Here is a 25,065-nt window from a genome sequence, read left to right as displayed (position 1 = left end):
GATGCAAGCCTTATCGAGGCACGGTCACCAGATCGTTACTTTTCTCAGCCCATGAGACGAGGGGTTAACAAAACACGGCCAGGGGCGGAAACTCTCGCAACGTTTCTCAGCGCGGTGCATCGCCTTGCACGCTCAACGGCCGCGAATTGTCGCGCGCAGCGAGCGCCACCGCTCGCCCAGCCGTTCCTCCCAGCCGCGTGCCGTCGGCGCGTAGTAGTCCGCGTCCGCCACCAGATCGTCCGGTAGGAACTGTTGCGGCCCGACACCGGACGGTTCGTCGTGCGTGTATCGATATCCGGCCCCGTGGCCGAGCTGCGTCGCCCCGGCGTAGCCGGTACCGCGCAGATGAGGTGGCACGGCGCCTCCGCGCCCGGCACGGACATCGGCGATGGCGGCGTTGATCGCCGAGTAGGCGGCGTTCGACTTCGGAGCGAGACAGTTGTGGACGACGGCCTGGCCGAGGATGATCCGAGCCTCGGGCATGCCGATCTGCGCCACGGCGTGCATGGCGGCCACTGCGGTCTGCAAAGCCGTCGGATCTGCCATGCCAATGTCTTCACTGGCCGCGATGACGATGCGGCGTGCGATGAAGCGCGGGTCCTCCCCCGCCTCGAGCATGCGCGCGAGGTAGTGAAGTGCGGCATCGACGTCCGAACCGCGCATCGACTTGATGAGGGCCGACGAGACGTCGTAGTGCTGGTCGCCGGCACGGTCGTAACGAACAGCGGCCGCAGCCATGGCCTGTTCCACCGAGGCCAACGAGATCTCGCTCCCCCCTGCGTCCGTGGTGACGCCGGCGGCAGCTTCGAGTGCCGTCAGAGCTCGCCGGGCGTCACCCCCGGCCATGCGCACGAGATGGTCGCGCGCGTCGTCCGCGAGCGTGAACGCGCCTGCGAAACCCCGCTCGTCGGCGAGGGCACTGGCGATGACGGCGGCAACCTGCTCGTCGTCTAGCGACTTGAGCGTCACGAGGACGGAGCGTGACAACAGGGGCGCGATGACGCTAAAGCTGGGGTTCTCCGTCGTGGCCGCGACGAGGATGACGGTGCGGTTCTCCACTCCCGGCAGGAGCGCGTCCTGCTGTGCCTTGGAGAAGCGGTGGATCTCGTCGAGGAACAGCACGGTCGAGCGTCCGTACATCGCGAGGTGACGGCCAGCCTCCTCCATCGCCTGCCTCACGTCCTTCACGCCGGCGGTAATCGCGGAGAGCTCGACGAAGCGTCGGTCGGCGCTGCCCGCGGCCAGGTGCGCCAGCGTCGTTTTCCCTGTTCCCGGAGGACCCCAGAGGATCGCGCTCATCGGACCGGCAGCCCCCGATTGACCTTCGATGAGTCGACGGAGCGGCGAACCGGGCTTGAGGACGTCACCCTGCCCACGCACTTCCTCGAGCGTCCGCGGACGCATTCGAACGGCCAAGGGCGCCATGGCCCCGCTGGCTGCCGTACCGTCGCGACGTTCACCGTCGAGTTGGTTCGAGAACAGGTCATCGCTCATGCGCCCAGTCAATCAGGTGGACCCGGCAGCACCCCGCTAGAGTTGGGCCGCCAGAACGAGAGCGGAGATGCACCATGTCCCAACCGAGCGGGGTCAATGCGACCAGGCAGCGCTTCAACGTCTACATCGGCTGGATCGGGGTCGTCATCGGAGCGCTCCTTGCCGTGGCCGGGGCCTTCTCCCACAGCGGACGCCCGATGCTGTACTTCGGCGCCGCGTTCGCCGCGCTCTCGTTCTGCGTCATGGCGCGTCCGAGCCTGCGCTTCACCGCGGACGCCGTGATCGTGAGCAACGTCGTGCGTGAGGTCACTCTTCCGTGGGAGGGCATCTCCCACACGGATTCGCGGGGAAGCCTCGTCATCCACGACAACGACGGTGGCCGCACGACCGTCTGGGCAATCGGCTCCCAGAAGGCACGCAGTGACCGTGACATGCAGACCTCCGGCGCCGCGGGCTCGTGGCGCCCCGAACCCGGATCCCTGGTGGAATTGCCGACATCGTCACGTGCGTTGCGCGAGGCCCTCAATGCAGAGACCGTCGACAACCCCACCGGCACCCCGTCGGGCAAGTCCGTGCGTTTCCTCCCGCTCCCGACCGCACTCATGGTTCTTGCCGTTGTCTGCGTCGTCGTCGGGATTCTTGCGTGACCACCCGAACCCCCCAGGGCGGGCGCTACGGACACTTCGTCGCCCGTCGCGCGAAGTGGATCGCACTCGCGTGGCTAGTCGGCGTCGTGCTCGCTTTCGCCGGCACGAGCGGAGCCTTCGGCGGGGGCGGACTCTTCGGGCAACTGCAGCAGAAGGAGCCGTACGTCCCCGGTGAGTCCCACTTCGGCAACGACAAGCTCCTCACCGGTGACAGGGCCGGCGGCAGCGTCCTCGTGCGCATCGACGGTCTCGACCGATCCGAGCAACGCTCCCTCGGCCCGCCCCTGCAGAAGGAGATCGACGCTGCCCCGCGCACGAGGTCCGTCGAGTCGGCCTTCACCCCCGCGGCTCGGGATCCGCGAGTGGCCGCGGTGTACACCTCGAAGTCCGCCCCACAATCGGTCGTTTTCGTCGCGAACCTCGAGCCGGGTTTGGCCAAGGCCGATCAGGAGAGGGCCTCCAGCGAGGTCACTCGCCGCGCGAAGGCCGTCGTCGGCGATGCCGGCACCGTCCGCACCGGTGGTTCGGTCGAGGTGCTCAAGCGCATCACCGACCAGGTCCAGGAGGATCTGCGCACCGGGGAGGGAATCGCCTTCCCGCTGACCCTCGTCGTCATGGTCATTGTCTTCGGCGGCTTCATCGCAGCGGGCCTGCCTCTCGCGGGTGCGATCTCCTCCATCGGTGGCGGTCTGCTCGCCCTCTTCGGATTCGCCCAGTTCACCGAACTCGACGCCACCGTCGTCAACATCGTGACGATCCTGGGCCTCGGCCTGTCCATCGACTACGGCCTGCTCATCGTCGGGCGATTCCGCGAGGAACTGTCACGCGTGGGTGGTGACGAGCGTGAGGCTCGGGACCTGAGCGACGCGGAGCTCGATCTCGCGACGGCTCGCACGCTCTCCACAGCGGGACGTACCGTCCTGTTCAGTGGCCTGACAGTCGCCATCTCCGTGTCGGGTCTGCTCCTCTTCCCGGCCTCGGTGACGAAGGCGGTCGGTCTCGCAGGCCTGTCCGTCGTTGTCGTCGCGTGCTTTGCTTCCCTCACTCTCGTCCCCGCATGCGCCCGCCTCGCGGCACGCCGACTCGCTCGCAAGCGTGTCGCGCCGGACGCGGACACGGGTCGTTTCGCCTCGCTCGCCCACGGGGTGCAACGTCACATCTGGGTCTCCATCGCCGCTGTCGTGGCCGTGCTCGTGCTGCTCGCCACTCCCCTCGCCGGCCTGCGTCAGGTCAGTTCCACCGGCGCCATGCTGCCCAAGGAGGACACGCAGCGGGTGCTCCTCGCCGATCTGCGCCAGGACTTTCCCGCACTCGCCGAGCCCGCGGTCACCGTCGTCGCGAAGACCGACGTCGCGACCGCGAGCGCCTGGGCCACACGGGACGTTGCGAAGGTTGAGCACGTGAGCGGGATCAACCCGACGCGCGATCTCGGCGACGGCTATGTCGCAGTCGGTGTTCGCGTCGCCGGTGCGACGCCGTCCAACGGGCGAACCGGCCAAGTCGTCGATGCCCTGCGCTCAGACCGCCCTGAGTTCGACACCTGGGTGACGGGTCAACAGGCGAAACTCGACGACTACAGCAAGGCCATCACCGCCCGCGCTCCTCTCGTAGCACTCGTCGTCGCACTCGCGACGCTCGTCCTGCTCTTCCTCATGACCGGTTCGCTCGTGCTCCCGCTCAAGGCGTTGATCTTCAACGCGCTGTCACTGGCAGCGAGCCTCGGCGCCATGACGTGGATCTTCCAGAACGGGCACTTCGAAACCCTGCTCGGCTACACGAGCAACGACGCCGTCGAATCCACCGTGCCCGTCATTCTCTTGGCGTTCGGGTTCGGCCTCGCCATGGACTACGAGGTCTTTCTCCTGTCACGCATCGTCGAGGCGCACGAACAGGGCGACGACGACGCGCGAGCCGTGGCCGTCGGCATCCAGCGATGCGGCCGGATCGTGACGAGCGCCGCTCTGCTCATGATCATCGTCATGCTCGGCTTCGCCGCGGCCAAGATGATCGTCGTCAAGCAGCTCGGCGTCGGACTCGCGCTGTCGATCGCGCTCGATGCGACGCTCGTGCGCATGATCCTCGTCCCCGCGACGATGACGCTCATGGGCCGGTGGAACTGGTGGGCGCCGGCGTTCCTCAAGCGCTGGCACGCCAGGTTCGGCTTCACTCACTGACCGACGGAAACCACCAGATGAGTCGCGATGCGGACTCATCGGGTGGTGCGTTGGCGAAAATCAGTCGGGCAGGAGCCCTTCATTGCGCAGCGCAGCTCGAAGGCTCGCGACGTTGTCACTCGCGTCCACGAGGTGCGAGCGCAGACCCACGCCGGACGCGGAGCGGACGTTGGCCGGTGAGTCGTCGACGAAGACGCAGTCACCCGGCTGCAGGCCGAGGGTCTCGAGGACGCGGACGAAGTACTGCCCCGCCGGTTTGGCTTCTCCCACCTCGCAGGAGAAGAAGTAGCCGTCGAGGCGGTTCGCGTAGCGTTCACGCATTGCCGCAACCCGGACGTCCTGCTGGTTGGTCGTGAGGTAGCACCGGTACCCGAGCGCGCGTAGCTCGTCGACCACGGACAGAGCCTCCTCGTCGAGGTCGAAGCGTCCCCACAGCGTCAGGGTGTCGTCGACATCGATGTCGCTGCCGACCGCCTGCGCCGCGGCGAGGAGCGCCTCACGCATCGTCATCTCCCCGCGCATGGCGGGCCGCTCGTGCTCGAAGACGGCCGCGGGGAAGGCCGCTCCCCCGACGTCGGCCAGGGCGGCCTCCCAGTCGTGGGACGGGTGCTGCAGCACGCCGTCGGCGTCGAGAAGGACAGCTCGCGGGGATGAAGTCATGCGACCCAAACTATCGCCCGGAAAAGGGGCGTGCCCCGCCACCCACAGGGGATGACGGGGCACGAGCGGCCGTCGATCAGGACTGCGTGGGCGAAACCTCGTCCGGTGCAGCCGGGGAAGCTGCTTCCTTCTTCGGCTCGGGCTTCGCGTCGATGCCGGCCTCCTTGCGCTGCTGCGCAGTAATCGGGGCGGGCGCAGCCGTCAACGGGTCGTAACCGCCACCGCTCTTCGGGAAGGCGATGACCTCACGGATCGAGTCGACACCCGCGAGCAGCGACACGATGCGGTCCCAGCCGAACGCGATACCGCCGTGCGGCGGGGCGCCGAAGCTGAAGGCCTCGAGGAGGAAGCCGAACTTCTCCTGTGCGTCCTCCTGCGACAGGCCCATGACCTTGAACACGCGCTCCTGGATGTCGCGGCGGTGGATACGGATCGACCCGCCGCCGATCTCGTTGCCGTTGCACACCATGTCGTAGGCGTAGGCGAGCGCCTCGCCCGGGTTCGTGTCGAACGTGTCGAGGTACTCGGCCTTCGGCATGGTGAAGGCGTGGTGCACGGCGGTCCACTTACCCGCACCGACGGCCACGTCGCCCGAGGCGACAGCGTCAGCGGCCGGCTCGAACAGCGGTGCGTCGACGACCCACAGGAAGCTCCACGCGTTCTCGTCGATGAGCTCGCAACGCTTGCCGATCTCGAGGCGCGCCGCACCGAGCAGAGCCCGCGAGGCCTTCGTGGCGCCGGCGGCGAAGAAGATGCAGTCGCCCGGCTTCGCGCCGACGTGCTCGGCCAAGCCGGACGTCTCGGTCTCGGAGAGGTTCTTCGCCACGGGCCCGGTGAGCGAACCGTCCTCGGCGACGAGGACGTACGCGAGACCCTTGGCGCCGCGCTGCTTGGCCCATTCCTGCCACGCGTCGAGCTGTCGACGCGGCTGGCTCGCGCCGCCCGGCATGACGACGGCGCCGACGTACTCTGCCTGGAACACACGGAACGTCGTGTCGGAGAAGAACTCGGTGCAGTCGGTGAGCTCGTTGGCGAAGCGCAGGTCAGGCTTGTCCGAGCCGTACTTCGCCATGGCGTCGGCGTACGTCATGCGCGGGAACGGCGTCGGCAGGTCGACACCGATCGTCTTCCACACCGCCTTGGCGATCGACTCACCGAGCTCGATGACGTCGTCCTGCTCGACGAAGCTCATCTCGATGTCGAGCTGCGTGAACTCGGGCTGACGGTCGGCGCGGAAGTCCTCGTCGCGGTAACAACGCGCGATCTGGTAGTAGCGCTCCATGCCGGCCACCATGAGCAGCTGCTTGAACAGCTGCGGGCTCTGCGGCAGGGCGTACCAGCTGCCCGGCGCGAGACGTGCGGGCACGAGGAAGTCGCGAGCGCCCTCGGGCGTGGAACGGGTGAGCGTCGGGGTCTCGATCTCGACGAAGTCGCGCTCGCCGAGCACGGAACGCGCGGCCTGCGACACCTTCGAGCGCAGACGGAGCGCGTCGCCAGGAGCCTGACGGCGCAGGTCGAGGTAGCGGTACTTGAGGCGGGCCTCTTCGCCGACGGTGATGCGCTCGTCGATCTGGAACGGCAAGGCAGCAGCCTCGGAGAGAACCTCGATCTCGTCGGCAACGACGTCGACCTCACCGGTCGGCAGGTTCGGGTTGACGTCCTTCGCCTCGCGCGCGGTGACCTTGCCGGTCACCTTGATGCAGTACTCGGAGCGCAGGCCGTGCGCGGCGCCGGTGAGCACCTCGTCGCGCGCGACGACCTGGACGACGCCCGAGGCGTCACGCAGGTCGACGAAGGCCACGCCACCGTGGTCGCGTCGCTTGGCCACCCAGCCGGTGAGGGTGACGGTGTCACCGACGTTCGACTGGCGCAGGGTTCCGGCTTCATGGGTACGAAGCATGATGTTCCTTTCGGGTCGGTCCACGACGGGTTCACCCGGAAAGATGCTTGCGATACCTGCGACCGGGTGCGCCCACGTGGGGGCAGCCCGGGAGGTGTGGGCGGGGGCCAGGTCGCGGTGCCACCACACCTTCGCCGAAAGAACTTCGGCCTCTCGTCGGTGTCGCCGGACGCGCGTGCTGTTCGCCGAGTCTTCGAAGAGGCTCCGGTGGGTCGTCACGCCACCACGAACAACGCTTCTCATTCTAGGTGACGCGCGGCGATGGCCGCACCCGTGATTCCGCCCGGCCTAGTCTGGCGTCATGGACGTCGACGTAGTGCGCCGGGCCGCTGCGGCCATCGTGTGGGAGCCCGACTTCGCGGAGGTGGTTCGCACCGACGCCTTCACCCTGGTGAAGTACCCGATGTGGCTGCAGCAGCACTGCCAGGCCCACCGCCTCACCTCGCGCTCCCCCGCTGACGACGTCATCGACGCCGCGTTGGCGCAGGCGCGGTCCTGGAGCCGCGACACGGTGTGGTTCTGCGGCCTGAGCAGCGCCACCCCGAACCCTTCACTCGAGCCCAGGCTCCTCGAGCGGGGCGGGCATGTGGCCGAGACGTTGTCCGTGCTCGCACTCGATCTGAGCGAGGGCGTGCCGGACGTACCGGTGCCGGACGACGTGTCCACCGAGCCCGTCACCACACCCGACCTCGTGAAGGCCTGGGATGCCGTGAGCGATGAGGCGTTCGAGAACGAGACCCCGAACGACGAGGACCCCGACGTGAGGGCTCGGGCGTGCCAGGAGGAGTACGACCAGGGGCGCGGCGGCGTCTTCGTCACGGTGCTCGACGGCCGACCGGCTGCCTCCGGCGGCATGACGTTCTACCCCGACGATCGCCTCGTTCTCCTGTGGGGAGGATCGTCGACGAAGGCGGCGCGCGGGCGCGGGGCCTACCGCGCGAACCTTCTCGCCCGTCTTCGGCGCGCACACGAACTCGGGTATGCACATGCCGTCGTCAAGGGGCGGGTGACGACGAGCGCCCCGATCCTCACGCGGGTCGGGTTCGTCGACCTCGGCCGGGAGCGAGTTGTCGCTCTCGCGAGTCAGCCGAGTTCGTCGCCGTCGACGTAGAACCAGCGCCCGCCGCGGCGAGCGAAGCCTGAGTGTTCGCGAACGGCGCCTCGCTCCCCCGCGTCCGTACGGAAGTGGGCGGCGAAGTCGACGGTGCCTTCGCTGTCGTCAGGCCCTCCTGCTTCGGTGCCCAGCACCTCGAGACCCAACCACGTCACGCCGTCGAGGTCGGCCACCTGCTCCGGCCGGGTACGCGGGTGCCATGTCCGCCACAGGTGGTCGGCATTCCGACGGGCGAACGCCGTGTACCGCGATCGCATGAGCTGCTCGCACGTCGGGGCGGGCTCGCCGTCGTCGACGAAGGGTGCGCAGCAACGCGCGTAGGAGGTCTCGGCGGCGAAGCCACCGCAGGGGCATAGCTCCTCGGCATTCATGCGTTCGAGCCTAGTTGTCCTGCCCGGTCGTGTTGTTCGGGCCGGCTGACCCGGCCCCATCGATGGGCCGCGACACGGGCCGGTAGCCTGACGCCCATGACGGCACGGGTGACGATGTACTTTCTCGGCGGCACGATCAGCATGTCCTCCGCGGACGGTCACTCGGTACGGCCGACGCTGAGCGGAGACGACCTGCTCGCCGCCGTTCCAGGCCTCGATCAGGTGGACGCCGAGGTCACGGCCGAGCAGGTCGCTCGCGAACAAAGCGGCTCACTCACCTACACTCACCTGCTCACGGTTTTCGAGCGCGCCCGATCGAGCGATGCTGGCGGATTCGTTCTCGTTCAGGGAACCGACACCCTCGAAGAGTCGGCCTACCTGCTTGATCTTCTCTGGGACGACCCGCGACCCTTCGTCGCCACAGGCGCCATGCGAAACCCGACGATGGCCGGCGCCGACGGCGCAGCGAACCTCCTCGCGGCCGTGCGTGTCGCAGCTTCCCCCGAGGCGCGCGAAAGGGGCGCCTTCGTCGTCTTCGCCGACGAGATCCACGCGGCGCGCCACGTCACCAAATCGGACACCGCGTCCATCTCTACCTTCCGCTCCCCCAACACCGGCCCCGCCGGTCGCGTGCTCGAGGGGCACGTCCACTTCTTCTCTCCGCCGGGCGCGCGCTCTGCGCTCGGCGCCGACGTGTCGAACGTGACGACGATGGACGTCGAGGTACCCGTCCTCGTCACCGGCTTCGGGCAGTCGGTCCGCACGCTGGAGGCCGTCGCTGACGGTGCCGATGCCCTCGTCCTGGCCGGCTTCGGCGCGGGCCACGTTCCGGGGTGGTGGGCCGAGGCGGTCGGCGCCATCGCCGAGCGCATGCCCGTCATCATGACGAGCCGTACGCACTCCGGCCCGGCCCTCGTCGAGACGTACGGCGCCGTCGGGGCGGAGGTCGATCTCCAGCAGCGCGGCGTCGTCATGGGCGGCTATCTCGATGCACTCAAGGCGCGCCTGCTCGTCAGCGTGCTACTGGCCGCGGGCACAGACCGTGAGCAGATCGAAGCGGCCGTGCGTCGGCAGGGCGGCTACCGCTGATCCGGAACGTCCCCTTCGTCGGCTCGCCCCTGCGGGCGGTCCTCGGACAGCTCGTCCACGACGAGGCGTTCTTCCCCGCGGTTGTCGGTACGCACCGCGGCACGCCCGATCATGTGGCTCGCGACCGGTGAGGTGACGAGCTGGAAGATGATGACGAGGGCGAGCAGCCCGAAAGCTTCCGGCTCACGCAGCCGCAGCGCGACGCCGAGCAGGACGAGGCCGAGCCCCAGCACCTGAGGCTTCGTCGCGGGGTGAGTGCGGCTGAGCAGATCCGGCATCCGGACCTGCCCGATCGCGGCCACGAGCGCCAGCAGCGAGCCCGTGATCATGCAGATGGCGGCAACGACGTCGAAGAACGTGGTCATGCTCCGTCCTCCTCGTCCTCGATGTCGTCGAACCCTCGGATGTAGCGCGCCACGGAAACCGAACCGGTGAAACCGAGCAGCGCGAGCACGAGGAGGGTTGGCAGGGTGAACAGGTGCTGGTTCCAGGCGGCTTCAACCGCGAGGCCACAGATGACGATCGAGATGAGCACGTCGAGCGCGACGCTGCGGTCGAGCATCGTCGGGCCCATCGTGACGCGGGCGAGCGTGAGCACGGCTGCAGCCGTGAGGACGACCACGCACACCAGGTAGACGGCGTTCATCGCTCGGTTCCTCCCTCACGGACCGGTCGGTCGCTCCGTTCGTCGATGTCGTGGGCGTACCCACCGATGGCCGCGACCACGCGCTCTTCCTGCTCGAGCACCCGCTGACGGAACTCGTCCGCTTCCTCGGCGCTGTTCACGTCGAGGACGTGCAGGTAGAGCGTGTGCCGCGCGCGGTGGACGTCGACGACGATGCTTCCGGGGATGAGCGAGGTCATCTGCGCGACCACCGTGAGGACGAAGTCCGACGGCGTCGCGAGTTCCACCCGCACGATGGCGTTCGTCAGCGAGGACGCCCCGGGGCGAAGGGCCGTCCACGCGACCCGCACGCTCGAGACGACGACGTCGACGACGAACTTTCCGACGAGCACGGCCAGAGCCACGGGGCGCGGCCGCAGATGCAGGTGCAATGGCGGCATCGGGAAAGCGATGACGACGACGGCACCTACGAGCGCGCCCGCGAGGATGTTGAACAGGCTGAACTCGCCCCAGAGCAGACACCACACGACGGCCAGCGGCACCATGGAGGGCCAGACCGAGCGCACTCGGCGACGACGCCCGGACGGCGACTGTCGATCACTCATCGGTCGTCTCCCAACACCGCGTTGACGTACGGCGTACGCGCCTTCATGTCGACAGAGGCACGTTCGGTGAGGCCGAAAAGCGGTCCAGCCACGACGGTGAGCGCGATCGAGAAGGCGACGAGCGCCGTCGTCGGCCACATGAGCGTGCGCGGAGTCGCGCCTTCACGGGCGTGGAGCGGTTTGTCGTAGAGGTCGTCCACCTCTTCGTCCTCCTCCGTCGCGCCGGCAGCGAGCGCGACGTCCGTCGGCATGACCCGGTCCGCCTCACTGGCGTTCTTCTCGACGGCCCGCTTCGTGATGTGTCGAAGGGACGGCTCGTCGTGTTCGGCCGCTGCCTCGTTGAGCGCCTTGGACATTTCGCGCGCCTGTTCCTCACTGCGCCAGAAGGCGAGCGCCCACGCCTTCGCCATAGCGTAGAGCGTGAGAAGGCTCGTCACGACGGCGCCGCCGACGAGGACGTAGGCCGTGGCCGAGCCGTCTGCGACGGCCGCCTGCAGGAGTCCGATCTTGCCGAGGTAGCCCGACAGCGGCGGGATGCCCGCGAGGTTCATCGCCGGAATGAAGAAGAGGATCGCGATGAACGGCGCGGTCTTCGCCAAGCCGCCGAGGCGCAGCAGGCTCGTTGTTCCCGTGCGGTATTCGATGAGCCCCACGACGAGGAACAGCACGGTCTGGATCGTGATGTGGTGCACGACGTAGAACGTGGCCCCCGCGAGGCCCTCGGCCGAACCGAGAGCGATGCCCAGGATCATGTAGCCGATGTGACTGACGAGCGTGAACGAGAGCATTCGCTTGACGTCCGACTGCGCGACCGCGCCGAGGATGCCGACGAGCATCGTGGCGAACGCCGTCCACAGCAGCAGGTTCGACAGCGGGCTGTCGGGGAACAGCAGTGTCTGGGTGCGCAGGATGGCGTAGACACCCACCTTCGTCAGCAAGCCGGCGAAGACGGCCGTCACCGGCGCGGGCGCCGTCGGGTAGCTGTCCGGGAGCCAGAACGACAGCGGGAACACAGCGGCCTTGATGGCGAATACCGTGAGCAGCAGCAGTTGCAACGTGAGGGCCACGCCGTCCGGCAGGTCGCCGAGGCGCTCGGAGAGCTGCGCGAAGTTGAGCGACCCCGTCGCGGCGTAAACCGCTGCGATGGCGATGAGGAACAACGCCGACGACACCATGTTGATGACGACGTAGATCGTGCCCGCCCGGATCCGGCTCTCGGTACCACCGAGGGTGAGCAGGACATAGCTCGCGAAGAGCAGCATCTCGAAGCTGACGAACAGGTTGAACAGGTCACCCGCGAGGAAGGCGTTCGAGACGCCGGCGACGAGCACCATGAACGTCGGGTGATAGATCGAGACCGGAGTGCTCTCGTCGTCCTCGCTCGCGCCGCCCTGGGCCAACGAGTACACGAGGACCGCGAGGGTGACGATGGCCGACACGAGCAGCATGAGCGCCGACACGCGGTCGGCCACGAGTGCCAGGCCGAGGGGCCGCGGCCACGAACCGAGCCACGCGACCTGCGGTCCGTGCCGGTCGGCGGCGACGAGGAGCATCGAGGCGATGGCCACGACGGCGACGAGGACGCTCACCGTAATGGCGCGCTGTACCCGGGGGCGACGCGAGAACATCAGTGCGGCGCCGCAGCCGAACAGCGGCAGCAGAACGGGAAGGGGGACGACGTAATTCATGCCTTCTCCTCGGGTGCGGAGTCGTCGTCGTCCGGACCACCGGTCGTGAGGTCGTAGCTGTCGGAGGCCTCGTCACGCAGGGCGCGACGACGGATCGCGGCGTCCTCGACGTCGTCCTGGACGTCGTCGTGCCCGTTGAGCTGCCAACTGCGGTAGGCCATGGCCAGGGCGAACGCCGTCGTACCGAGAGCGATGACGATGGCGGTGAGGACGAGTGCCTGCGGAAGCGGGTCGGTCATGTCCTCGGCCGACACCTTGCCGGCGACCGGCGGATGCCCCGAGGGCCCCGCAGCGACCATGAACAGAAGGTTCACCCCGTTGCCGAGCATGAGCAGCCCGACGAGGACGCGCGTCAGGCTGCGCTCGAGCAGCAGGTAGACACTGACGCCGATGAGGCTCGCCGCCGTGATGATGAGGGTCAGGTTCGCGCTCATCGAGCCACCTCCGCGTTCGCCGCGTCGTTGTCGCGTTCCTCGGAGATGATCTGACGGTCGATCCGCGAACCGAACGTGCGCAGCAGATCGAGGATGAGCCCGACGACGACGAGGTAGACACCGATGTCGAAGAACAGCGACGTCACGAGGTGGTGGTCACCGAGGAGCGGCAGGTGGACGTCGTACTGGTAGCTCTCCAGCACAGCGCCGCCGAACGCCAGCGGCGCGAGGCCCGAGCCCGCCGCGATGACGAGACCGACGCCCAGGAGTGTGCCCGCGTCGATCGGCGCAGCCTCGTCGAGCTCGTACCGGCCGCCCGCGAGGTAGCGCACGACGAGGGCGAGCCCCGTGACGATGCCGCCGGCGAACCCGCCACCGGTGAAGTTGTGGCCTGCGAACAGCAGGTACACACCGACCATGACCATGGCTGGGAACACGAGACGCGTGACGACCTCGAAGATGATGGAACGCTTCTCCGGCGCGAGTGTGCTCGGCCCGGAGAGCCACGAGCCGCTCGTCTTCGGTTCCGCCGCGTGGTGCTGGGGCAGGTCCCCGACGCGGCGAATCGTTGAGCGGCGCGTTCCGATGAAGAGCAGGCTCGCCACACCGGTGGCCGCTGCCACGAGCACGGAGATCTCCCCCATCGTGTCCCACGCACGGATGTCGACGAGGGTGACGCTGACGATGTTCTTGCCGCCGCCGAAGTCGACGCTCGCCTCGGGGAAGCCGACGGAGACGGGCTGCGCGGTGCGGGCGTTCGTCGCGACGATCATGATGCCTGCGACCGCGGCACCGACGGCGAGGCCGAGCAGGGCGCGCACGTAACGCTGCGCCGACAGCGGCCGATCGGTGAAGTAGGTGGGCAGACGGCGCAGGACGAGCACGAAGGCGATGACGCTGGCCGTCTCGACGAGCACTTGGGTGAGGGCGAGGTCGGGTGCGCCCTGCAGGACGAAGAGGACGGCGCAGCCGTACCCCGTCACACCGACGAGCAGCGCAGCGCGAAGGCGCCGACGCGCGCGGGCGGTCATGATGGCCGCGAGGACGACGACGAGTCCGGCCGCCGCCTGGGCCGGCGTGTCCCACACGTGGACCTGGACGTCCGGCGTCCACGCCATGAGCATGGCGACACCGGGGAACGCGAGAAGGACGACCAGCGTCACCGCGAGGTAGGCGCTCACCGAACCACGCTGCATGAAACCGGTGACCTCGACGGAGAGGCGGTCGACGCCGTGCATGAGCGAGAGGTAGGCGCGCTGCGCACTCCACGGCTGGGCGACCTTCGCCTGCGCATGAGCGATGGGGCGGCGCGCGACGAACATGAGCGCACCACCGACCAGGGCGAGGACCGACAGTGCGAGCGGAAGGCCGAGCCCGTGCCAGAGAGCCAGCTTCGCCTCGTGGGCCCCCGGCGGGAACTGGTGGGTGTACCCCTCGAGCGACTTTGTCAGCGGCCCGCCGAAGAACGCGACACCGAGGCTGAGGACGGCGAGGACGACGGGTGAGGCGAGGAAAGCGGGGCTGGGAGTCTTGAAGTCCGTGGCCTCGACGCCAGGCTTGTCGGCGAAAGCGCCCCAGAGGAATCGCAACGTGTAGGCCGTGGTGATGATCGAGCCCAGGACGACTCCGGCGAGCACGGTCCAGGCCGCCACCGGTCCGAGGCCGGTTCCGTCGCCACCGGCCGTCACGTCGACGAGGGCGGTGAGAACGCTCTCCTTGGCCACGAAGCCCAGCAGGGGCGGGAAGCCGACCATCGATGCGCCGGCGATCGCGGCCGCGGCGAACAGCACCGGCGAACGGCGCCCGAGGCCCGAGAGGGTGCGCAGGTCACGGTTTCCAGCGTTGTGGTCGATGATGCCGACGACGAGGAACAAGCAGGACTTGAACAGCGCGTGGGCCAGGAGCAACGCCACACCGGCCAGAGCCGCCGCGCGGGTGCCGACACTGAGGACGACGAGGAGGAACCCCAACTGGCTCACGGTGCCGTAGGCGAGGATCAGCTTGACGTCGCACTGCACGAGTGAACGCCAGCCGCCGACGAGCATGGTGAGCACACCGAGGGTGAGGATGCCGGCGCGCCAGCCGGGCACACCCGCGAACGTCGGGGCGAGCAGGGCCACGAGGTAGACGCCCGCCTTCACCATCGAGGCGGCGTGCAGGTAGGCACTCACCGGGGTCGGGGCCGACATGGCACCGGGCAACCAGAAGTGGAACGGCACGATGGCCGACTTGCTCAGAGCGCCGACGAGCACGAGCATCACGGCCGCCGTCAGCAGGCCGCTGGCAGCCGGCGGGTCGGCGAGGATCTCGGAGATACGCATCGTGCCGGCGAGGTGACCGAGCATGAGCATGCCGACGAGCATCGCGAGCCCGCCGAACGTCGTGACGATCAGCGCTTGCATGGCTGCCAGGCGCGCCGAGCGCTTGGTCATGTCGTAACCGATGAGCAGGTAGGAGAAGACCGTCGTCATCTCCCAGAAGACGTAGACCATGAGCAGGTCGTCGGCCAGGACGAGGCCGAGCATCGAACCGGCGAACGCGATGAAGGTGGCCGCGAACGAGCCGACACGGTCGTCGTCATGGAAGTAGGAGGCGCAGTAGAAGAGGACGAGGGCACCCACGCCGGCCACAACGAGGGTCAGCAGCCACTGCAGGGCACCCATCCGGAACGCCAGATCGGTTCCGAGTGAGGGAATCCACGAGACGGTCTGGGTGACGGGGGCGGCGCCCGGCGCATTGAGCACGGCCCAGACGAAGGTGGCGAGCGGCACGATCGCAAGGGCCATGAAAACCTTGCGCCCGAGGGCGCGCGCCATCGCCGGCGCGGCGAGCGCAGCCAGGAGATAAACGGAGATGAGAAGGATCACGCGAGAACCTCGAGACGACGTTCGGGAGGGCCGGCGGGTGGGTGGAGCGGAAGGGACTTCTTGGGTCGGGATGCGAGGAACCGCGGCCATGCGGGCCGCACTCAGGCACCCGCGGCGTCAGGAGACCTTCGGGTGGACCTCCCACGGTGAGTCGGCGGGTCGCAGGTCGTTCCACCCGTTCGCGCGTGCGACATTCGCGGCGAACGCTCCCATGAGGAGGGTCGGATTGTGGATGCGGCCCGCCATGGCCGCGGCGACGACATCGTCGAGCGACACCCAGGCCGTCGGCATGTCGAGCTCTTCGTCCTCGCGCTCGAAACGGTCGTCGGCAGCGACCTCGCTCACGTCCCGGGCGAGGTAGATACGCAACTGCTCCGACAGACCGCCCGGCGAGGAGGCGTAGTCGATGAGCAGGTCGAGGCGCCCGGCTCGCAGGTCGGCCTCTTCGTAGAGTTCGCGCAGTGCCGCTTCGTGCGGAGGTTCGCCGTCGACGTCGAGCAGACCCGCAGGAATCTCCCACTCGCGGGCACCGATCGGGTGGCGGTACTGCTGAATGACGAGCACCTCTTCGGCGCCGGCTTCACCACGCAGGGCGAGAACAGCGACGGCGCCAGGGTGGTCGACGAAGTCGCGGGTGACGCGACCGGCGTCGCCGAGGTCGGCCTCCTCGGACAGGACGTTCCAGACCCGGCCTTCGTAGACGCACTCGCTATGCGTGACGGGCGCCTTGGCGTACTCGTCGACGAGGTCGTCGCGGGTCATCCGTCCGTGCTCGCTCGTCATGAGGGGATTTTCTCACAGAACGGTCGGTGCCCGCCCCATGTGTCCAGGGGCAGGCACCGACCGGTTCGCTTGCGGCTCAGCCCTTCTTGCGCTCGAGCGCCGCCTCCACGAGACCGGCGAAAAGCGGGTGCGCCCGGTGCGGGCGCGACTTGAACTCGGGGTGCGCCTGCGTCGACACGTAGTACGGGTGGACGTCCTTCGGCAGCTCCACGAACTCGACGAGGGTGCCCTCGGGCGAGGTGCCGGAGAAGACGAGACCCGCCTGCGCGATGTCGTCGCGGTAGTCGTTGTTGACCTCGAAACGGTGACGGTGACGCTCGCTGACGTCCGTGGCGCCATAGGCCGTCGCTACGATAGAACCCTCCGCGAGCTTCGCGGGGTAGGCACCGAGACGCATCGTGCCGCCGAGGTCGCCCTCGCCCTGGACGTAGGACTTCTGCTCCTCCATCGTCGCGATGACGGGGTGGCTCGTGTTCGGGTCGAACTCCGACGACGAGGCGTCCGCGATACCGGCGACGTTGCGGGCGTACTCGATGACCATGCACTGCAAACCGAGGCAGATGCCCAGGGTGGGCACCTTGTTCTCACGTGCCCAGCGCAGAGCGCCGAGCTTGCCCTCGATGCCGCGCACGCCGAAGCCGCCGGGGACGAGGATGCCGTCCACTCCCCCGAGCGCCTTCTGCGCGCCGGCCTCGGTCTGGCAGGTGTCGGAGGCGACCCAGCGGATCTTCACCTTGGTGTCGTGGTGGAAGCCACCGGCACGCATGGCCTCGGTCACCGACAGGTAGGCGTCGGGCAGGTCGATGTACTTGCCGACGAGCGCGAGCTCCACCTCGTGGGCCGGCGAGTGAACGTGGCCGAGCAGCGTGTCCCACTGGGCCCAGTCGACATCACGGAACGGCAGGCCGAGACGGCGGATGACGTAGGCGTCGAGGCCCTCGGCGTGCACGACCTTCGGGATGTCGTAGATGCTCGGCGCGTCGACGGCAGCGGCGACTGCCTCGGAGTCGACGTCGCACATGAGGGAGATCTTGCGCTTGATGCCCTCGGGAATCTCGCGGTCCGCGCGCAGCACGAGGCCGTCGGGCTGGATACCGACCTGACGCAGTGCCGCGACGGAGTGCTGCGTGGGCTTCGTCTTGAGCTCGCCGCTCGGTCCGATGTAGGGCACGAGGGAGACGTGGAGGAAGAAGACGTTGTCGCGGCCCACGGCGTGGCGGACCTGGCGAGCGGCCTCGAGGAACGGCAGCGACTCGATGTCGCCGACGGTGCCGCCGATCTCGGTGATGATGATGTCCGGAGCGTCGGGGCCGTTGGCCTCGGCGCGCATGCGGTCCATGATCTCGTTCGTGATGTGCGGGATCACCTGCACGGTGTCGCCGAGGTACTCGCCGCGACGCTCCTTGGCGATGACGTCGGAGTACACCTGGCCGGTCGTCACATTGGCGCGACCGTGCAGGTTGACGTCGAGGAACCGCTCGTAGTGCCCGATGTCGAGGTCGGTCTCCGCACCGTCTTCGGTGACGAACACCTCACCGTGCTGGAACGGGTTCATCGTTCCCGGGTCGACGTTGAGGTACGGGTCGAGCTTCTGCATCGTGACGCTGAGGCCACGTGCGCGAAGGAGTCGGCCGAGGCTCGATGCCGTCAGGCCTTTTCCGAGGGAAGAGGCAACGCCTCCGGTGACAAAAATCTGCTTCGTCGTCTGATCCACCACGGAATGCCAGCCTACGTCATCGAACGGGGGCGGGCGACATCGCCTCGCGACGAATCGCGTCGGAGGAGGCAAGGAGTTGCTTCGCGTGCTCCACCGCAACCGCGCTGGAGGCATCGCCGCCCAGCATTCGCGCCAGCTCTTCGTGCCGGGCCTCACCTGTGACGCTCGTGACACCACTTTCCGTCACGGCGCCGTCGTGCGACTTGTGCACGACGAGGTGGTTGTCGGCGAACGCCGCGACCTGGGCGAGGTGCGTGACGACGATGACCTGTGCCTGTTCGGACAGTTTGGCCAGACGCGCGCCGATGTCGACCGCCGCCTCACCGCCGACACCGGCATCGACCTCGTCGAAGACGAACGTCGGCACCTCGCCCGTGCTGCTCACGACCTCGAGCGCGAGCATGACGCGGGAGAGCTCACCACCGGAGGCAGCCTTCGTCACCGGCTTCGGAGCCATGCCCTTGTTCGCCGCGAGCAGGAGCGCGACGTCGTCGATGCCGTGTTCGGTGGGCTTCACGATGCGCCCGTCCCCCAGCTCGAGGCCGGCTTCGGCCGCGTTGAGCGTGACGGCGACTTCGAGGCGCGCGGAGCCCATGGCAAGGTGGGCAAGCTCGGCGGTGACATCTTGGCCGAGCTTGGTAGCGGCCTCAACGCGCGCATCGTGCAGACGAAGCGCGAGGTCGGCCACCTTCGGCGTGAGCGAGGCGATCTCGGCGTCGATGGCCGAGACACGGTCGTCGGAGCCTGCCAACTCCTCGGCCTCGACTCCCGCTGCCGTGCGCCAGGCGACGACATCGGAGAGCTCGGGACCGAACGCCTTCATGAGGGCCGTGAGGGCCGCGCGACGCTGGTGCACGTCGGCAAGCCGCGCCGGATCCATGTCAATACCGGAGGCGTACCCCGAGACGTCGGCCGCGAGGTCGGCGGTCAACGTCTGGATCTCCTTGAGCCGGGTGACGTACTCGCCCAGTGAGGCGTCCAGCGACACCGCCGAGTCGAGCACACTTCGTGCGTGCGCGAGCAGCGCAAGAGCGTTGGGCTGGTCAGGGTCCGTCTCGTCACCGGCAAGTGCGCCGGCGGCCCCCGTGCCCGCCGCGAGGAGATCCTCGGCGTGGGTGAGCCGCTCGCTCTCCGCGGCGAGTTCGACGTCTTCCCCCTCCACGGGCTCGAGCTCGTCGATCCGTGCGATGCCGGCCTCGAGCATCGTGAGACGCTGCGCGCGCTCTTGAGCCTTCTGCGTCAGTTCACGCCGTTCGGCCCGAAGAGCCTTCAACCGGACGAAGCCTTCGCGGTACTGCTCGGCGAGAGCGGCCAACTCGGCACCCGCGAACGAGTCGAGCACCTCACGGTGTTCCTCGGGACGCTTGAGACGCCACTGATCGGCCTGACCGTGCACGGCAACGAGGTCGTGGCCGACCTGGGCCAACACCGACGCCGGCACGCTGCGCCCGGCGACATGAGCTCTGGACCGGCCTCCCGCAGCCACCGTGCGCGAGAGGATGAGTTCCTCGTCGCCGTCGAACTCGAACTCGTCGCGCAGCGTCGCGAGGGCAGCGTGGTCGTCAGGCAGGTCGAGGAAGCCCTCGACCACGGCACGCTTCTCCCCCGTGCGTACACGATCGGCGTCGGCGCGCTCGCCGAGGAGCAACCCCAGGCCGGAGACGACCATCGTCTTGCCTGCGCCGGTCTCACCGGTGACGACGTTGAGGCCCGGGCTCAGCTCCAACGTGGCGTCGGCGATGACACCCATGTTGCGAATGCGGATCTCCTTGAGCACGAGACCACTCTAGGGAGCCGACCGACCGATCGTCGTTCGAACACGCATTCGATTGGAGATTTCGCTCCTGGCGAACGATCTCAGGCGCGCGAGCCGCGCCACCCCGAGACCGAGAGGTCGAACTTGCGCACGAGACGATCCGTGAACGGAGCGGAGCTGAGACGCGCCAGGCGTACCGGCTTGGCACTCGCCACGACGTCGATCCGCGCACCGTCGGGCAGATCGAACGAACGTCGCCCGTCACACCACAACACTGCCTTCCCCTGCGCCCCCGGCACCAGTTCGACCGCGAGCCGAGCGGCCGGGCTGAGCACGAGGGGGCGCGCGAAGAGCGCGTGGGCGGAGATCGGCACGAGCAGGATGGCCTCGGTGTCGGGCCACACAACGGGCCCCCCGGCGCTGAAGGCATAGGCAGTCGAGCCCGTGGGGGTCGCGATGACGACGCCGTCCGCTCCCCATGTCGACAGCGGCCGGCCGTCGATCTCGACCGTCAGTTCGAGCATTCGCTCGCGTTCGGCTTTCTCCACACTGGCTTCGTTGAGAGCCCAGCCGCGGTACAGCTCGGTGGGGTCGTTCCCGCCGGACGAGGCGACGACCTCGAGCGTCGCCCGCTCCTCCACGCTCCAGCTGCGTTCGATGATGCCGCCGGCGATGCGGTCGACGTCCTCCATCTCGGCTTCTGCGAGAAAGCCGACGTGGCCGAGGTTGATGCCGAGCAGCGGCATGCCGGTGTCACGGCAGATCTCTGCTGCACGAAGGATCGTTCCGTCGCCACCGAGGACGACGGCCAACTCGCATCCCTGCGGCAACGTACCTTCGGCGAGCGTGACGACGTGGTCACGCTCTCGGATGCCAAAGGCCGTCAATTCGTCGGCGAATCCGACGACGGTGATGCCCTGCTCGGTGAGAGCGGACACGAGCCGCTCGGCCACGTCGAAGGCCTCAGGACGTCGCGAATGGCCGATGAGCAGGATGCGGCGGCTCATGTGTCGTCCCTCCCGGTGAGCTGGTCGATGGTGGCGCGCAGGGTCTCGTCGTCGAGGCCGCTGCCTTGGTTCTCACGGCGCAACCACACGAGGTATTCGTGGTTGCCGTGCGTACCCACCATGGGGCTCCACGCTATGCCATGGACGACGAGCGAAAGCCCGGTGGCCGTGGCGAGAACGCGTTCGAGACTCTCACGGCGCTGATCGCGCGACGTGACGACGCCGGTGCGCCCCAGACGTTCGCGGCCGACCTCGAACTGCGGCTTGACGAGCACGACGAGATGCCCGGCCTCCGCCAGGAGGAAGTTCATGTGCGGTAGCGCCAAAGTGAGCGAGATGAAGGACAGGTCACTCACGACAAGATCGAAAGGAGAGCCGTCCACCTTGTCGCGCGAGACGACGTCGCGGATGTTGAGGCCCTCGAGATCGGTGACGCGAGGGTCGCTCTTGACTGGTTCGGCCAGTTGTCCGTGGCCCACGTCGAGCGCCACGACATGCGTCGCACCACGCTCGAGCAGCACCTGGGTGAAGCCACCCGTCGAGGCACCGACGTCCACGGCACGTGCACCGGAAACGGCGCCCGCGAAGTCCGGGAAGGCCTCGAGCGCGGCAAGGAGCTTGCGCGCTGCGCGCCCGACGTAGGGGTCACGCTCCTCGCTCGTCGTGACGACGTCCGCATCTGCGACCTTGGTGGAGGCCTTGCGTTCGATCTGCCCGTTGACGGCGACACTGCCGCGTGCGAGAGCCTCCTTGGCCTGGGCCCGCGAACGCACGAGACCCCGCTCGACGAGCGCCGCGTCGAGCCGGGTCTGGCCGCTCACGATCCGGCCTCCTGCAGGCGACGCTGCAACTGTTCGTGCACCGCCTCGGCGGCCTCGATGACGCCGCCGGCGTCCTCGCGCGCACCGTCGACGAACTCCTCGGTGGACTTCGACAGCGTCTCGAGCGCCGCATCGACAGCCCCGTCGTGCTGCGTTTCCCCACCGCCCGCGGGACCGCCTGCGCGATTGAGGTCGCGCGGGGAAGGAACGGCCGTCATGCCGAGCGCACCGTGAGGTCCGTGAACCGATGACGGGCGCCGTCCGCGTCGAGCTCGCCGGCGTCGACCTCGGCCCACGTCGCGCGCAGCAGCGCGCGCGCCTGGGACCAGGTCAGGGCGTCGTGCGAGGTGCCGGGGGCGGAAGGGTCCTCGTCGTAGGGCTTCGCCAGGGACCGCAGGTCTTCGACCACGAACGTGGGCCGACGCTCTGGGGCCGCAGCCGCCGCATCGGCAAGATCGTGCACGCCGGTGAGGACGAGCACGGAATCCATACCCGCACGCACGGCGCCCTCGATGTCGGTCTCAAGCCGGTCGCCGATGGCCAGTACCTGGTGCGCGTCGATGCCGCTGCGTCGCGCTGCCATCTCGTACATCGTGGGCATCGGCTTGCCTGCCACCTCCGGGTCCACGCCGACGGCGTTGCGTACCGCGCCCACGAGCGAACCGTTGCCCGGCGCGACTCCACGGTCGGTGGGGAGGGTGAGATCGGTGTTCGTCGCCATCCAGCGTGCCCCGCCGGCGACGGCGAAACCCGCCTCCGCGAGGTCACTCGCACGCACGTCCGCGCCGTACCCCTGGAGCACAGCCTCGACCGGCGTGCCGTCCCGGGCCTCCTGGGGCGACACCGGCGTCAAGCCCGCCTCGGTGAGCGCGACACCCACACCGGCGCCCCCGACGGCGAGCACCCGAGCTTTCGCCGTGAGCGACCCCGCCAGGAGGTAGGCACCCGCTGCCGAGGAGTTGACGACGTCGGCGTCGTCAACCACGAGGCCGAACTCACGCAGGTGCCCCGCGACCTCGGCCGGGGTACGCGACGCGTTGTTCGTCGCATAGACGACGTGGGCACCGTTGTCTGATGCCGCCGTCAACGCCTCGACAGCGTGCTCGATCGGCTCGGGACCGGCGTACACGACCCCGTCGAGATCGCAGACGATCGCCGCGTACCGAGCGATCAACGCATCAGCCACGAGAGCTGCCGTCGTCGAACGTCGCGCGAGGAACGCTGCGCTCTCCGGAGGACTCCGCCTCCGGGGCGTCAGACTCCACGATGTTGTCGCTCACCGCATGCTCGTTGGCCGCAGCATCTGCGTATGCCTCGGTCGTCGGCTCAGCAGATATGGCCTCCGGGCGCTGCGGCTGCACCGCCCCGTACTCGGACAGGTCGATCTCGGCAAGGCGCGGGTCCTGCTCGTCCTCGTCGTCGGGCGTGAGGTCGGTCAGCTCGAAGCCGTCGATCTGGTCGATGCGGTCACCCGCGTCCGTCTCACCGTCCCGGTCGGCCTCGCCGGCCTTGACGAACCACTCGCGCGCCTCGTCCGACTCGCCGAGGTCCATGAGGGCATCGGCGTACGCGTAGAACAGACGGGCTGCCCACGGCTGGGTCGTGGCCTTCTGCAGCGCCGGAAGACGCAGGCCCACGACCGCCGCACGCGCCTGGCCCATGTCGCGCCGGACGCCCGACACGACGATGGCCAGTTCGATGTTGTCCGCCTCCGGCAGACGCTGAGCCTCCGTCGAGTTGGCGAGTTCGAGAGCACGCTCGTAGCGGCCGAGGCCGCGCTCACAATCGACCATGTACGGCAGCAGGTGATCCGAACCCGACAGACGGCGAGCCGTGCGGAACTCCCGCAACGCCTCGGCGTACTCACCCGTGCGGTAGAGCACGAGACCGAGGGCCTCGCGGGCCGCCGGAACTCGGCCGGCACGCGACACCGCGTGCTGCGCGTGGTCCAGAGCCTTCTCCGGGTTCTCCTCTAGCAGTTCGGCTGCGGCCACGAGGTGACGCGCCACGCCTTCTGCGTTGTCCTTGCTCAGCGTGCGCAACTGCTGACGCACCGACTTGTCGAGCTCGTAGCCCGTGATCTCCTCCGGAAGCATCGGCTCGGGACGACGACGGGGACGCTCGTCACCGGTCGCCTTCGCGTCCCAGCTGCGCGGGCCGCGGATCTGGCTCTGCTCGTCCGACCAGCCGGCGCCGCGGTCACCGCGACCGTCGAACCCGCCGCGACGCTCGAACCCGCGGCCGCGATCACGTCCGCCGTCGCGTCCCCCACGCTCGAAGCCGTCCCGTCGGTCGCGGGAATCGAAACCACGCCCGCGGTCGGAGGAACCAACGCTGCGCCCACCCGAGCGCGCGCCGTCGCGGTCTCCGAAGCCCCGGCGCTCTCCGTCACGTCCGGCCCCGCCCCGCTCGTCACGTCCGCGAAAGCCACCGCGCTCAGAGCGCTCGTCGCGACGCCCATAGCCGCCCCGGTCGGATCGTTCATCGCGCCGGCCATGGCCGCCGCGATCATCACGGCCACCGTAGCCGCCACGACCATTGGGCTCGTCGCGGTTGCCGTAGCCTCCGCGCTGCGGCCGATCGTCACGACGCCCCTGATACTCACGGTCTTCGCGACGGCCGTAACCTCCGCGCTCACCCTGCGCCCCACGCGAGAAACCGCCATCGCGGCGTTCGAAGCGACGCTCACCATCACGCGAGTCCTGTCGGCGGTAGCCACCCCGAACCTCCCGAGACTCCCCGCGACGCGCACCGCCACGGACTTCACGTCGATCGAAACCACCGCGGCGCTCGTCATCGCGGGGACCACGGTCATCGAAGCGACCGTAGCCCCCACGATCGCCATATCCCCCGCGGCGGTCGTCGCCTCGGGAGGCACCACGGGACGACTCACGGAAGCCGTCCCCGCGTGGCTGACCTTCACCACGCGATTCGTCGCGGCGATCCGAACGGTAGGTGTCGTCACCCCGACGCTGATCACGAGAACCGTCGCGCCGCGGAGCGTCACGACGATCCGAACGAGCGCTGGACCAACGCTGGCTTCGCTGGCGCTCGGCGCCCTCTGAGGATGCGTTGTCGTTGCGCTCTTCGGACATGGTTTCCTCTCGGTTGGTACGACGATTTCATCGTCGCACAGGCCTCCGACAACCGCGGCCCGGCAGGCTATGGAGCCGAGTACCAACACGTCGAAGCAAAGACTTTTGGGTATGCGAGAAAAGGGGGTTCTCGAACCTGAACCGTTGTCGGTGTGGGCCGAGCCGTTGGGCTACAAGGCCGTCACACGTGTGACACGTTCAGATCGTTCGAGAACCCC

At 68.5% G+C, this 25,065-nt stretch carries 23 protein-coding genes; 5 read left to right on the top strand and 18 right to left on the bottom strand.

Features of this window, described 5'->3' with window-relative positions; translation table 11 throughout:
• Positions 1-132: 132 nt before the first annotated feature.
• Positions 133-1,494, bottom strand: coding sequence for a replication-associated recombination protein A (locus tag EVU97_RS02460; protein WP_047312679.1), 1,362 nt, complete (start codon positions 1,492-1,494; stop codon positions 133-135).
• 74 nt (positions 1,495-1,568) lie between these two features.
• Between EVU97_RS02460 and EVU97_RS14900 the strand changes: the two genes are divergently transcribed.
• Together EVU97_RS14900 and EVU97_RS02450 are read left to right on the top strand one after the other, a co-directional pair.
• Positions 1,569-2,141 (top strand): PH domain-containing protein, encoded by a 573-nt coding sequence (locus EVU97_RS14900; protein ID WP_165357848.1) that lies wholly within the window; start codon positions 1,569-1,571, stop codon positions 2,139-2,141.
• Positions 2,138-4,315 carry an MMPL family transporter gene (locus EVU97_RS02450; protein ID WP_165357847.1) on the top strand — a complete coding sequence of 726 codons (2,178 nt, stop codon included), beginning with the start codon at positions 2,138-2,140 and terminating at the stop codon, positions 4,313-4,315. The genes EVU97_RS14900 and EVU97_RS02450 overlap by 4 nt, the downstream gene beginning before the upstream one ends.
• A 60-nt stretch (positions 4,316-4,375) precedes the next feature.
• On the opposite strand, the gene EVU97_RS02445 is transcribed toward EVU97_RS02450, so the two are convergent.
• Together EVU97_RS02445 and aspS are read right to left on the bottom strand one after the other, a co-directional pair.
• Positions 4,376-4,975, bottom strand: coding sequence for an HAD-IA family hydrolase (locus EVU97_RS02445; RefSeq protein ID WP_129663269.1), 600 nt, complete (start codon positions 4,973-4,975; stop codon positions 4,376-4,378).
• A 76-nt stretch (positions 4,976-5,051) separates the two neighbouring features.
• On the bottom strand, positions 5,052-6,875 hold the full coding sequence (aspS, locus tag EVU97_RS02440; RefSeq protein ID WP_129663267.1) for an aspartate--tRNA ligase: 1,824 nt from the start codon (positions 6,873-6,875) through the stop codon (positions 5,052-5,054).
• 301 nt (positions 6,876-7,176) lie between these two features.
• Here aspS and EVU97_RS02435 point away from each other — a divergent pair, with 301 nt between their 5' ends.
• The gene (locus tag EVU97_RS02435) at positions 7,177-7,986 is read left to right on the top strand and encodes a hypothetical protein (protein WP_129663265.1); all 810 of its coding nucleotides are present in this window, start codon (positions 7,177-7,179) and stop codon (positions 7,984-7,986) included.
• Here the strand turns inward: EVU97_RS02435 and EVU97_RS02430 are convergent.
• Positions 7,959-8,360 (bottom strand): YchJ family protein, encoded by a 402-nt coding sequence (locus EVU97_RS02430; protein WP_129663263.1) that lies wholly within the window; start codon positions 8,358-8,360, stop codon positions 7,959-7,961. The two genes, EVU97_RS02435 and EVU97_RS02430, sit on opposite strands and share 28 nt — an antisense overlap.
• A 96-nt stretch (positions 8,361-8,456) precedes the next feature.
• Between EVU97_RS02430 and EVU97_RS02425 the strand changes: the two genes are divergently transcribed.
• Complete coding sequence (locus EVU97_RS02425; protein ID WP_129663261.1) at positions 8,457-9,449, top strand: asparaginase; 993 nt, start codon at positions 8,457-8,459, stop codon at positions 9,447-9,449.
• Here the strand turns inward: EVU97_RS02425 and mnhG are convergent.
• The 14 genes from mnhG to EVU97_RS15095 all read right to left on the bottom strand — a co-directional run bounded on the left by mnhG (position 9,440) and on the right by EVU97_RS15095 (position 23,848).
• Positions 9,440-9,814, bottom strand: a complete 375-nt coding sequence (gene mnhG / locus EVU97_RS02420) for a monovalent cation/H(+) antiporter subunit G (RefSeq protein ID WP_047312672.1) — start codon at positions 9,812-9,814, stop codon at positions 9,440-9,442. The two genes, EVU97_RS02425 and mnhG, sit on opposite strands and share 10 nt — an antisense overlap.
• A complete protein-coding gene (locus tag EVU97_RS02415) occupies positions 9,811-10,095 on the bottom strand; it encodes a monovalent cation/H+ antiporter complex subunit F (protein WP_047312671.1) in 285 nt (94 codons plus the stop codon). The genes mnhG and EVU97_RS02415 overlap by 4 nt, the downstream gene beginning before the upstream one ends.
• Positions 10,092-10,679 carry a Na+/H+ antiporter subunit E gene (locus EVU97_RS02410; protein WP_129663259.1) on the bottom strand — a complete coding sequence of 196 codons (588 nt, stop codon included), beginning with the start codon at positions 10,677-10,679 and terminating at the stop codon, positions 10,092-10,094. Before EVU97_RS02410 ends, EVU97_RS02415 begins: the two co-directional genes overlap by 4 nt.
• A complete protein-coding gene (locus EVU97_RS02405) occupies positions 10,676-12,367 on the bottom strand; it encodes a Na+/H+ antiporter subunit D (RefSeq protein ID WP_129663257.1) in 1,692 nt (563 codons plus the stop codon). The genes EVU97_RS02410 and EVU97_RS02405 overlap by 4 nt, the downstream gene beginning before the upstream one ends.
• Positions 12,364-12,801, bottom strand: coding sequence for a Na(+)/H(+) antiporter subunit C (locus EVU97_RS02400; RefSeq protein WP_047312668.1), 438 nt, complete (start codon positions 12,799-12,801; stop codon positions 12,364-12,366). Before EVU97_RS02400 ends, EVU97_RS02405 begins: the two co-directional genes overlap by 4 nt.
• The gene (locus EVU97_RS02395) at positions 12,798-15,668 is read right to left on the bottom strand and encodes a Na+/H+ antiporter subunit A (RefSeq protein WP_129663255.1); all 2,871 of its coding nucleotides are present in this window, start codon (positions 15,666-15,668) and stop codon (positions 12,798-12,800) included. Before EVU97_RS02395 ends, EVU97_RS02400 begins: the two co-directional genes overlap by 4 nt.
• 117 nt (positions 15,669-15,785) lie before the next feature.
• Complete coding sequence (locus EVU97_RS02390) at positions 15,786-16,451, bottom strand: NUDIX hydrolase (protein ID WP_118912543.1); 666 nt, start codon at positions 16,449-16,451, stop codon at positions 15,786-15,788.
• 76 nt (positions 16,452-16,527) lie between these two features.
• Complete coding sequence (locus EVU97_RS02385; RefSeq protein ID WP_129663821.1) at positions 16,528-18,165, bottom strand: CTP synthase; 1,638 nt, start codon at positions 18,163-18,165, stop codon at positions 16,528-16,530.
• A gap of 19 nt (positions 18,166-18,184) precedes the next feature.
• Positions 18,185-19,945 (bottom strand): DNA repair protein RecN, encoded by a 1,761-nt coding sequence (gene recN / locus EVU97_RS02380; protein WP_129663253.1) that lies wholly within the window; start codon positions 19,943-19,945, stop codon positions 18,185-18,187.
• An 80-nt stretch (positions 19,946-20,025) separates the two neighbouring features.
• On the bottom strand, positions 20,026-20,931 hold the full coding sequence (locus EVU97_RS02375) for an NAD kinase (protein WP_129663251.1): 906 nt from the start codon (positions 20,929-20,931) through the stop codon (positions 20,026-20,028).
• On the bottom strand, positions 20,928-21,752 hold the full coding sequence (locus EVU97_RS02370) for a TlyA family RNA methyltransferase (RefSeq protein WP_047312663.1): 825 nt from the start codon (positions 21,750-21,752) through the stop codon (positions 20,928-20,930). The genes EVU97_RS02375 and EVU97_RS02370 overlap by 4 nt, the downstream gene beginning before the upstream one ends.
• Positions 21,749-21,970, bottom strand: coding sequence for a hypothetical protein (locus EVU97_RS02365; protein ID WP_047312662.1), 222 nt, complete (start codon positions 21,968-21,970; stop codon positions 21,749-21,751). The genes EVU97_RS02370 and EVU97_RS02365 overlap by 4 nt, the downstream gene beginning before the upstream one ends.
• Positions 21,967-22,938, bottom strand: coding sequence for an HAD-IIA family hydrolase (locus tag EVU97_RS02360; RefSeq protein WP_240730102.1), 972 nt, complete (start codon positions 22,936-22,938; stop codon positions 21,967-21,969). The genes EVU97_RS02365 and EVU97_RS02360 overlap by 4 nt, the downstream gene beginning before the upstream one ends.
• A complete protein-coding gene (locus EVU97_RS15095; RefSeq protein WP_205744849.1) occupies positions 22,931-23,848 on the bottom strand; it encodes a hypothetical protein in 918 nt (305 codons plus the stop codon). Before EVU97_RS15095 ends, EVU97_RS02360 begins: the two co-directional genes overlap by 8 nt.
• 399 nt (positions 23,849-24,247) lie before the next feature.
• Between EVU97_RS15095 and EVU97_RS15090 the strand changes: the two genes are divergently transcribed.
• Positions 24,248-24,817 (top strand): hypothetical protein, encoded by a 570-nt coding sequence (locus EVU97_RS15090; RefSeq protein ID WP_205744848.1) that lies wholly within the window; start codon positions 24,248-24,250, stop codon positions 24,815-24,817.
• Positions 24,818-25,065: the final 248 nt, after the last annotated feature.

This window comes from Dermacoccus sp. 147Ba (genome assembly GCF_004151355.1).
Taxonomy (GTDB): domain Bacteria; phylum Actinomycetota; class Actinomycetes; order Actinomycetales; family Dermatophilaceae; genus Dermacoccus; species Dermacoccus abyssi.
The sequence above is the reverse complement of the archived record's forward strand: the minus strand, read 5'-3'. Positions and strand labels throughout refer to the sequence as shown.

Bases quoted from the DNA above. Each gene is read 5' to 3' on its own strand.
- EVU97_RS02460 (WP_047312679.1), bottom strand. From the start codon at position 1,494: ATGAGCGATGACCTGTTCTCGAACCAACTCGACGGTGAACGTCGCGAC.
- EVU97_RS14900 (WP_165357848.1), top strand. From the start codon at position 1,569: ATGTCCCAACCGAGCGGGGTCAATGCGACCAGGCAGCGCTTCAACGTC.
- EVU97_RS02445 (WP_129663269.1), bottom strand. From the start codon at position 4,975: ATGACTTCATCCCCGCGAGCTGTCCTTCTCGACGCCGACGGCGTGCTG.
- aspS (WP_129663267.1), bottom strand. From the start codon at position 6,875: ATGCTTCGTACCCATGAAGCCGGAACCCTGCGCCAGTCGAACGTCGGT.
- EVU97_RS02435 (WP_129663265.1), top strand. From the start codon at position 7,177: ATGGACGTCGACGTAGTGCGCCGGGCCGCTGCGGCCATCGTGTGGGAG.
- EVU97_RS02430 (WP_129663263.1), bottom strand. From the start codon at position 8,360: ATGAATGCCGAGGAGCTATGCCCCTGCGGTGGCTTCGCCGCCGAGACC.
- EVU97_RS02425 (WP_129663261.1), top strand. From the start codon at position 8,457: ATGACGGCACGGGTGACGATGTACTTTCTCGGCGGCACGATCAGCATG.
- mnhG (WP_047312672.1), bottom strand. From the start codon at position 9,814: ATGACCACGTTCTTCGACGTCGTTGCCGCCATCTGCATGATCACGGGC.
- EVU97_RS02415 (WP_047312671.1), bottom strand. From the start codon at position 10,095: ATGAACGCCGTCTACCTGGTGTGCGTGGTCGTCCTCACGGCTGCAGCC.
- EVU97_RS02410 (WP_129663259.1), bottom strand. From the start codon at position 10,679: ATGAGTGATCGACAGTCGCCGTCCGGGCGTCGTCGCCGAGTGCGCTCG.
- EVU97_RS02405 (WP_129663257.1), bottom strand. From the start codon at position 12,367: ATGAATTACGTCGTCCCCCTTCCCGTTCTGCTGCCGCTGTTCGGCTGC.
- EVU97_RS02400 (WP_047312668.1), bottom strand. From the start codon at position 12,801: ATGAGCGCGAACCTGACCCTCATCATCACGGCGGCGAGCCTCATCGGC.
- EVU97_RS02390 (WP_118912543.1), bottom strand. From the start codon at position 16,451: ATGACGAGCGAGCACGGACGGATGACCCGCGACGACCTCGTCGACGAG.
- EVU97_RS02375 (WP_129663251.1), bottom strand. From the start codon at position 20,931: ATGAGCCGCCGCATCCTGCTCATCGGCCATTCGCGACGTCCTGAGGCC.
- EVU97_RS02365 (WP_047312662.1), bottom strand. From the start codon at position 21,970: ATGACGGCCGTTCCTTCCCCGCGCGACCTCAATCGCGCAGGCGGTCCC.
- EVU97_RS15095 (WP_205744849.1), bottom strand. From the start codon at position 23,848: ATGCTTCCGGAGGAGATCACGGGCTACGAGCTCGACAAGTCGGTGCGT.
- EVU97_RS15090 (WP_205744848.1), top strand. From the start codon at position 24,248: ATGGCCGCCGCGATCATCACGGCCACCGTAGCCGCCACGACCATTGGG.